At 58.3% G+C, this 8494-nt stretch carries 6 protein-coding genes; 3 read left to right on the top strand and 3 right to left on the bottom strand.

Annotated features, from left to right (window positions below):
- The coding region (locus HZZ16_RS27245) for a transposase domain-containing protein (protein WP_197948773.1) at positions 1–283 on the top strand (283 nt) is incomplete at its 5' end.
- A gap of 277 nt (positions 284–560) precedes the next feature.
- On the opposite strand, the gene HZZ16_RS27240 is transcribed toward HZZ16_RS27245, so the two are convergent.
- Both HZZ16_RS27240 and HZZ16_RS27235 read right to left on the bottom strand, forming a co-directional pair.
- On the bottom strand, positions 561–1913 hold the full coding sequence (locus HZZ16_RS27240; protein ID WP_197952909.1) for a serine hydrolase domain-containing protein: 1353 nt from the start codon (positions 1911–1913) through the stop codon (positions 561–563).
- A 244-nt stretch (positions 1914–2157) separates the two neighbouring features.
- Positions 2158–3618 carry an ArnT family glycosyltransferase gene (locus HZZ16_RS27235; RefSeq protein ID WP_197952908.1) on the bottom strand — a complete coding sequence of 487 codons (1461 nt, stop codon included), beginning with the start codon at positions 3616–3618 and terminating at the stop codon, positions 2158–2160.
- A 463-nt stretch (positions 3619–4081) separates the two neighbouring features.
- On the opposite strand from HZZ16_RS27235, the gene HZZ16_RS27230 reads away from it, so the two are divergent.
- A complete protein-coding gene (locus HZZ16_RS27230) occupies positions 4082–5068 on the top strand; it encodes an acyltransferase family protein (RefSeq protein WP_197952907.1) in 987 nt (328 codons plus the stop codon).
- 136 nt (positions 5069–5204) lie between these two features.
- Here HZZ16_RS27230 and HZZ16_RS27225 read toward each other — a convergent pair whose 3' ends face one another.
- The gene (locus tag HZZ16_RS27225; protein ID WP_197952906.1) at positions 5205–6809 is read right to left on the bottom strand and encodes a recombinase family protein; all 1605 of its coding nucleotides are present in this window, start codon (positions 6807–6809) and stop codon (positions 5205–5207) included.
- Between the two features lie 1310 nt (positions 6810–8119).
- On the opposite strand from HZZ16_RS27225, the gene HZZ16_RS27220 reads away from it, so the two are divergent.
- On the top strand, positions 8120–8398 hold the full coding sequence (locus tag HZZ16_RS27220; protein ID WP_197952905.1) for a hypothetical protein: 279 nt from the start codon (positions 8120–8122) through the stop codon (positions 8396–8398).
- Positions 8399–8494 lie beyond the last annotated feature (96 nt).

Below are 8494 nucleotides of genomic sequence, written 5' to 3'. Positions count from 1 at the left end.
CATCGATGACGGCCGCATCGAACTCGACAACAACACGGTCGAACGATCGATCCGCGGCATCAAGCTCAGCCGCAAAAACGCGCTGTTTGCTGGATCTGACGGTGGCGCGGAACATTGGGCTGTTATCGCGTCCTTGGTCGAGACCTGTAAGATCAACGACGTCGATCCGCTCGCCTATCTCACCGATGTCCTGACCAGGATCGTCAACGGGCATCCAAACCGCGACATCGACCAGCTACTGCCCTGGTCCTACCGCGCTCAAGCCCTCAAAGCCGTGGCTTGAAAACGACGCTTACCAACGAACACCAGAACAAGAAATAGAACCTCAACAATGGATCGAGCTTTGTTGCGATGCCTAGTGCGAGCTAAGGCGCGTCAGTAGAGCTGATCCATTTTTCACGAGTGCTTAGGCGAAAACGTGCGAGCGGGCCGCCCGACGTCCGTCTTGGGTCAAGCGCCCTTCGGAGGGCCAGCCGCATGGTTCGGGTCTACTCCTGTGAGCGGACCACCCGGGACGCTGTCTAGACTTCGCATTCGGGCCAGAAGCGGAAGTCATTGCATCATTGATGCGATTGGCACGCCGCGACGATCGCATACAGAAGTTTGGCGACGCTGTAGCCAACATCTTCGCGCGTTAGACCCATTCGCAGGATAACGAGTTTGCGCGAAGGAATGATCGCGATCACTTGCCGGAGGTGCCCCTGTAACATGAAGGTATCGGCGGGGAGATGGAATCCTTGCCCCTGCGCCAACCAGACCCCGCCGCGACCGTATACCGGGCCATTCCCCTCGTCGGAGGTCGGCACAGGCGAACGCATGTAATCGACGAAGCCCGGCGGCAAAAGCCGTGCACCGTTCCACACTCCGTTCAAGCGCAGGAATTCACCGAAGCGAACCCAATCATGCGCATTGGCGAATAGAAAGGCTTCACCGAGGAATGTGCCTGAAGGGTCGGCCTCAAGTACAGCGCTTGTCATGCCCAAAGGCTTGAACAATCGCTCCTGTGGATACGCTCGCGCGTCCGCTCCCACCGCGTTTTGCCACAGCCGCGCCAGCAGAACGGACGAGCCCCCGGAGTAGTTGAACTTTGTTCCAGGTGGGGCGACAAGCGGACGGTCCCTGGCGAAAGCCGCCGCATCGTTTGCGAGATTCTCCAACCCGTCGGGGTCGGGAGAATCACCATCTTCACTCCATTTCAAACCGCTCGTCATTGCCATCAAATCGGCCACCGAGATTTCCGCGCGCGCGTCGGCGGCCCACTGCGAAAACAGATTGTTGCGATCCAACGACAGCTTTCCGTCCTTGATAGCCATGCCAGCCAAGACGGCGTTCACCGTCTTCGTCATCGACCAGCCCTGCAAGGGCGTCGAAGCGTTGAAGCCTTCGCCGTAGGTTTCACCAATGATGTGCCCGTCCTGGACCACGACGATCGCGCGCATGCCCGACCCCTGGAGAGCCGCATCGTTCAGCGCCGTCAGTAAATGCTTGTCATCGGACAGTTGAGCGCTCTCGCCGACCGGCCACAGCGCATTGGGCTTTTCTGGTAATGAAGACGGCGCAGCGCGGTTGGCGGTTCCGTAATTAGACACCAGGGTACAACCACGTCCTTCCTCATATTGAGCGTAGCGTTTGGCAAACAGGCCACGATATGACGCCTCCACACCCTGGTTGACTGTGTCGACATTGACGCGCAGACGTTCGACGAGATGTGGATGTGTTAGCGCGAGGTCGGTTTTAATCACCGTATCCGCATTGCGTCTGGCAATGAACACATTCGAGCAAACCATTTTCGCCGCGTAAGCCGTGGCGGACAACAGCCCATTGGGTGGGATGAAGGTTAGCCAGACGCTGAAAGCTAAAGCGCCGATAAGCACTATCGCTACGATAAGCCTCAACGTTCTCAGAACACGCATGCTCCCAACTCGTCTCAACCGAAGGACACACGCATAATCGGCCGATTCCTCGAAAACTCAACCAAAAGTAGGGGCAGCCTCCTTTCCAATCCTTCGAGTCCGCTTCGGGTCCACAAGCAGCGGTAGATGCCAAGCTGGATTGGCGTCCGGTCCGAGAGCCGAAATGACACGTCTTCAAGCGAGCTTCGGCTTAGGTCATAAGCCGACAAGATGATACGTGCACATCAGGCTTGCATCTGGTCTTTCACCTGTCCAGACGCAGTAGTCTCAATTCTTCCCGATCGCCTAATGGCATCACCGATTTCAAATCTCCCGCTCTAGCCTGGAGCAACTTCTCGCTCTCAGCAATGGTAGTGACCATCCACGCTGGCCCATGCGCGACCATCATTTCGTCAAGGCTCGCACCAACGATGCGGCCCGGCACATAGGGCAAAATATTTAGTCCAGTAGTATCTCCGCTCCGATAAATAGGACCAAGAGAGCCGTGCACCAGTTCGGTCATTTGAGCAGCCTGGAGCTGTGCCTTACGAAATAGTGTTGGAAAAAATGGTGAAGCAGCCGAGTAACCAAGTGCATACACGAGCGGCGACAGCGTCACCAACAGCAGTGCCGCGACTAGGCCCGGCCTTGCTGTCGAACGCAGCGCGTCGAAGGCCATCCCACCAAACACGCACAGGGGCAGCACCGCGGGGAAGAAATAGCGAGGGGTCGATCCGCCCGGCCAAAAAACAACAAAAATGGAGGCCGTTAAGCTGTAGCAGACGAGGGCAAGTGTGAACCGAGGCGGAGCAACGAGTTTTCCGGAAATTCTTCTGGGTGCGAAAAAGACCGCGGTCGCCAATGCGGCGGGCACTGTTTCACTCAGCAGTTTCAGGAATGCCACTGGCGGACTGAAAAAATTCTGACTAGGGTTCGACAGGCGCATATAGGTTGACCAAGTCCCTTCGTCGCCAGCGTGGAAGTTGGCGGCGTACCAAGCCGAAACCGGGATAGCAGCAATGATAGCTGCCAGAGTAAGGCCGGGGATTTGCCGCCAATCGCGCTTCATTAAAACAAACAGACCGATCCCGAACCAAAAGTATGCTAGCGGCTGTGGCCCCTTCATGAGAGCTGAAAGCGATAGGACAACCCCGATCGCAATCCAGCGCTTGAAACTAACTGAACCGCGTTCCTGCCCCTCCCACCACAGGAAAAATGCGAGGAAAAGCAGCACAGCAAGCGGCAGGTCTGAAGTGATCAACGAATAAGAGCGTATTACGAGTGGGCAGGCCAAGAATAGCAAAGCTCCAAAGAGAGCCGCGGGAGCGCTTGCCGAGACCTTCCGCAATAGCAGAAATATTAGAACGCAACCCGCCAGTACGAACAGAATGATAGGTGTGCGCGACGATATTTGGTTCACTGTCCCAAATGGCTCGCTGACCGCAGCAATGATCCAGGCCAAAAGGGTCGGACGTTCGATCCATCGGACGTTGAACATATGGGGGACTAGCCATTCGCCATCCTCAAGCGCGGTTCTCGCTATAGAGACCGCAAGGCCTTCGTCGGAATTGTACCCTCTGAAAAAGACGAGCGGTATCGTCAGGATTGCCCATACCGCCACCAAGATTCGAACGGGCTTATGCTTTTCGACGAAGGTCTCATAACAAGCAACCAACCGCTCCGCGCTCGGCGGATCAGCCGAACGCCCCAAGCCAACAGATATCATTTAAAAAAGCCCCCAAACCGGAAATTCAGCCCAGCAACTTAAGCATGTCGGGCTGTTATCGGTCTACCCCATGTCGTAGTTGGGTCACAAGCTGTCCTGGGCTCCCCGTCATTGGGAGGCAGCTAACAAGGCTACACGGTTTCGCCCGCCGATTTGTTCGCGATAATGCGGCCGTGACACCCACCCCCAAAATCACCCTCGGCGAAATGCGCAACCCGCAAGGCGGGCGCGGCGGCACGCGCGGACTACTGATCTACTGCGGGAATATCTTCGCTGCGGCCACATGGTCCGCCTGGCGCCGGCCGACGTCGACCGCTGGACGGACGATACGCGCCTTTCGGACCTCGAGCCGCAATTCACCTGCAGCAAATGCGGCCATCGCAGCTTTGGCGCGGTGTTTCGACGTGTTGCCCTGCTATTTCTGTGTATTGCGCGCGCTTAGGTTGTCCGCTACGCTTTCGCAATGAATGCGCAGTCGGAAAGATCGCTTGGCATTGATTGCCTGCGAGGTGTTGCCATCCTATGGGTGGTCTCCTACCACTACTTAAACGTTCCGGCTGGGACTGACGGAGTGTTGCTGTTCTTTGCGATCAGCGGCTACTGCATCTCATTCAGCGCCGACTCATCCAAAACAGCCTGGGAGTTTTATGCGAAGCGCCTGGGGCGTCTTCTCCCTGCTCTGGCTGTCGCTGTTCTCTTCATAACTGCGGCAAAGCACGCCTTCCCCGACCTGATCGATGCGAGCCGCATCCCCTCCTGGTTTGATGCACTCTACACATTGGTGGCGCTGCCAACGCTGAACGTCGCGAATCTGCAATATGTCAGGCCCGATGGTGCATTCTGGAGCCTGGAAGTTGAGTTTCAATTCTACGCGCTGTGCGCTGTCCTCATTGCGGTCGGCCTACGCAAGCATTTGCTACCAGCCATCTGCATTTACTGCTTCGTGCGCTTCTTGCTCTCCAACCCAGCGAACCCCTATTCCAACAATTTCCTCTCCTTCTTTATCGCGGGTCTAAGCGTCGCCACCTATCGTAAGGGTGGCGTGACGCTGGCCGCGATAGGCATCCTTGCTGCCTGCCTTCTCGAAATCAGTCACGTTCTCCTCGGTTATAAGGAACCATCCGCGCCAATCGGATGGTCGAGGTTTGCGGTGCTGCTGATGAGCACGACTGCACTCTTTGCGGCCTCACAATATCGCGCGCCGGCGCTCCTCAAGCCAGTCGCCTTAGTTGGCCTGGTCAGCTATCCGCTCTACCTTCTGCATCAAGACTTGGGAGCTATGCTGTTTGCTTGGTGGAACGTCGCTCCGTCTGACGTTCCTGCGCGCGGAACCGGCATCCTGCTCTTCATCATTGCTGCATACGTGGTTTATGCCTGCGTTGAGCGGCCATGGATGAAGCCAGTAACCGATGCCCTTTCAGGGCGCAGGCGAGTCTTTGCCGCGGCTTAGACGATCCGCAGCGTTCGTCCCCCTCGATCGTACCGGCCGATCGCCTCAAACCGCGACATCTACCTGGTGCTTTAAGGACTTGGCGCGCGTGCCGGCTGTGCCTGGCTCGAGGTGAATGTGCGCCGCGCGGATAGCGTCAGCTCCCGCGGCGCGGCCTGGACTTCCGGCTACCGCTCGCCGCCGTGAGCCCCTCCTTGCGAATTTTGAAACGAAGCACCGCCTCGACCGCCTCTTCCAATGTGGCCAGCTGGCTATTGTTGATATTGCCGGGGGTGCGTTCACCCGTGAGCAAAAACGCGCCCGTCAACCGCGCCGGTGGTAGCACAATGTAGCTCATCACCTCGCGGTTGTCTTCGTCCATCCGTGCGACAACGACGAGGTCTGCGCGTTGGTCGATTCCCCGCCTAATTCCCCATCGGGGAAACTTTCCGCGGGCAACGTTTGCGCGCGCCACCGCGATCGCAACCTTAAGCGCACGATCAATGGTGATGAGGCCTGTCTTCTGATCGAATGCAAGCGAATGTCCGAACGCAACTAGTTCGTCGGCAAATTCCTCCCGAAGTTCGACCAGGGTCGCGATGACCGCGCGGCGCCCGTCATGGTATTTCAGGCTGTCCGGATAATAGCCTATGGCGGCATAGGCCTTCCTGAGGCTGCCGAACCTCTTGATATACGCGCCGTTGCCGGGAAGATCGAAAGAGGCATCGATGATCGAGGCACTCAGCTCGCCTTTCTCAACCAGCAGCGCCTTCAACCGGTCCAGCATGTCCCGATCCGACAGCAGCAGGCGTCGCCGGCTCGAAATCTTCTGAGCTTTCCAGAACAGCGCCGGCTTCACAATCGGTGCAAACGACGCTTTTGATCGGATCCAGGCCTCGGGCGGGTTGCGCTTGGGTTTCTGCCCGAGCTTCCAGTTGCTGCGGTTGTAGACGTTTATTCCGATATAGTGCTCATTCTTGAGCAGATAACGGAGCGTCCAGCTGGTCCATCGGCGCCCGAACTGGTTCAGAATGCCCTCGCCGTTCAGCTCCTTGGCAATGGCCGATGGGCACTTTCGCTCTTCGACGAATGACCGGAAAATCCACCGGACAACCTCCTGCTCCTCCGGTGGTCCGGGCCGCAGCAACACCCGGTCCTCCTGCAAGGCCTTGCGCTGTCCGTTGGCTAGAAAGCCCTTCGATCGGCCAGCCGCGTCGACAAGCTCACGACGCAAGCCATAGCCCGCGGAACCACCTTGGCGAAATCCCAGGGTGACCAGGCGGCATTGCGCGGCGAACACCTTCTTCGAGAGATCGAGGCTGTACTGACCCGCGCCAATGCGCTTCAGTTGCTTTGCGATGTTCGACATGAAGCTGCCGTCGTTGTCGAACTGCTCGGCACAGTACTGAACCGAAACGCCGGCGCTTCTGCAGATGAACTCATAGTGGGCGCTTTCATCGGCGTCCTGGAAGCGGCCCCAGCGACTGACATCGAACACAAGGATGACGCTGTAATCTGCCTGAGCAGTCTTCACGTCATGAAGCAGCTGCTGCAGCGCGCTGCGGCCCTTGATCGTTAATCCGCTCCTCGCCTTGTCGATGTAGCTTTGCACGATCTCGAGGTCGTGCTCGATGGCGTAGGCTGCGATCGCAAGCGCCTGGTTCGCGGTCGAATACCTCTGCTGCTCGCTGGACATACGAATGTACTGCGCGGCCCGCACCCGCACCTGGCTTGCTTCAACAGCCCCTCGCGCCTGCGCCATGTCCCGGCCCCTTCGCCGATACCATGTTATGCCACAGGCTTAGACGGGAGTTCGGCAAAGCTCGCCGATGGTTGGCACTCTCCGAACCAATCGCGCAAGCTTCGACTATCTTTTTCGGGAATGTTTTTAGGTGCGGCACCACTCGACCTTGCAACCTTCAGGATTCTGCGACAGCTGTGGGTAACAGTGCGCCGCCTGCTCCGCGCGTCTCGCATGCTGCTACCCTTTCCGTCGACGGATCATCGAACCAACGAAGAAACGTACTGGCTCACCCACCCCAGGGCAGCCGAGCCGAGAAGCGAAGCAAACCCGGCCCAAAACCAAGAACGGCCACTCGCGGCGCTGATAGACCGCAAGTATAGGAACGCGCCCAAGAGCGGGCCGTAGTTCCTCCTGAAGTCTCCGTTGAGCTTTGCGATCTTCGACAGTTCGGAAGCAGCCTTGTGTTCGTCGGCCATTGAGCTGGTCCTGCTGAATTGTAGCCAGCGTCCTATGAACCACTGTTTTGCCCGACGGAGCAACCTTAATTCGGCATTTCAAAAATGTTTCTCGCGGCCGCGCTACGGTCGTTGACCAACCTATCTGACCGGACGTCACGGAACACTGCTACACCTAGCGGCTTGCCTCTTGCTCCATTTGTCGGAATCTATCCGCAGGGACAACAGGTCACGCGAAGTAGTCTGGGGCGGTCGGATCATGGGCGCGAAGATCAACGCGCACGCGCCGAGCAGGCCGTTCGGGAGGCTGATCGGGCGGGAAGCCCAAGCTCGGTCTATCCGCATGGGAAGCTACGGCGGCCCCGCTCGACCCTCCCCAACGATCTGCCAGTGCCGCGATGGCGGCGTTGGTTGACTCGAGGTCGAGTGCGCCCGCTGCAAGACCGCGAGCCTGCCCCTTGACGCCAGCCCTCAAGACACGCCGGAACTGGAGGCTTCTCTGAAATGCCGATCATGCAGCGCGCCGACCGACGAGAGCCCGCATCGAGAATAGGAACGGGTCGTCGATGACCCGCGTTGGCTTTGCCATTGGTACTCTGCCAGGAAGGCTAACATGCAGAGGGAGCGTTGGATTGTAATCGGCGCTTTGTCTTCAATCGCTCTGGTCGCGAGTGTCTGTACGACGGTCCTGCCGAAGTTCGCCGTTGACACTAGAGCCGTGTTGAAATCGGACCCCTCTCTTCTTCATGTCTCGGAGAAGAGCCCGTATATGCGAAACGAGCGCTAGGGTGCGCCATTCTGGCGGGTTGTGTCTGATAGCTTTCCGCGGAATCAATCCTCCCTGGGCACGATGCCCAAGGCGCCGCAATCACAATGCCCCGACCCGCTCGACGCCATACGCCGACCCGCGCCGACGGCCGGCCGATGAAGATCACATTCGGCGAGATGCGGGCGATGGGCTTGCGCGGTATCCTGGTCTATTGCCACTGCGGCCACAACGTCGCTTTGGAAGCCGATCAGTGGCCGGACGAGGTACGTCTTTCGGACATTGAACCCCGCTTCGTATGTCAGGGCTGCGGCAGCCGCGGCGCCGATGTCCGGCCTGATTTCGATCAAGGCGACCCGCGACGTGCCATCACGGGGCCGGCATGAAAGAGGCCGCCAACTGAGGCGGCCTTAGGTCATCTTGCGGCGGAGCTTCTCAATAATTGCCCGCTGGTCGTCTGCGTATTCTTGAGCGACCTGTCG

It is taken from the genome of Bradyrhizobium glycinis (assembly GCF_016031655.1).
Lineage (GTDB): Bacteria > Pseudomonadota > Alphaproteobacteria > Rhizobiales > Xanthobacteraceae > Bradyrhizobium > Bradyrhizobium glycinis.
This window is presented reverse-complemented; position numbering and strand designations above follow the sequence as displayed.

Bases quoted from the DNA above. Each gene is read 5' to 3' on its own strand.
- HZZ16_RS27225 (WP_197952906.1), bottom strand. From the start codon at position 6,809: ATGGCGCAGGCGCGAGGGGCTGTTGAAGCAAGCCAGGTGCGGGTGCGG.
- HZZ16_RS27235 (WP_197952908.1), bottom strand. From the start codon at position 3,618: ATGATATCTGTTGGCTTGGGGCGTTCGGCTGATCCGCCGAGCGCGGAG.
- HZZ16_RS27220 (WP_197952905.1), top strand. From the start codon at position 8,120: ATGCCCCGACCCGCTCGACGCCATACGCCGACCCGCGCCGACGGCCGG.
- HZZ16_RS27240 (WP_197952909.1), bottom strand. From the start codon at position 1,913: ATGCGTGTTCTGAGAACGTTGAGGCTTATCGTAGCGATAGTGCTTATC.
- HZZ16_RS27230 (WP_197952907.1), top strand. From the start codon at position 4,082: ATGAATGCGCAGTCGGAAAGATCGCTTGGCATTGATTGCCTGCGAGGT.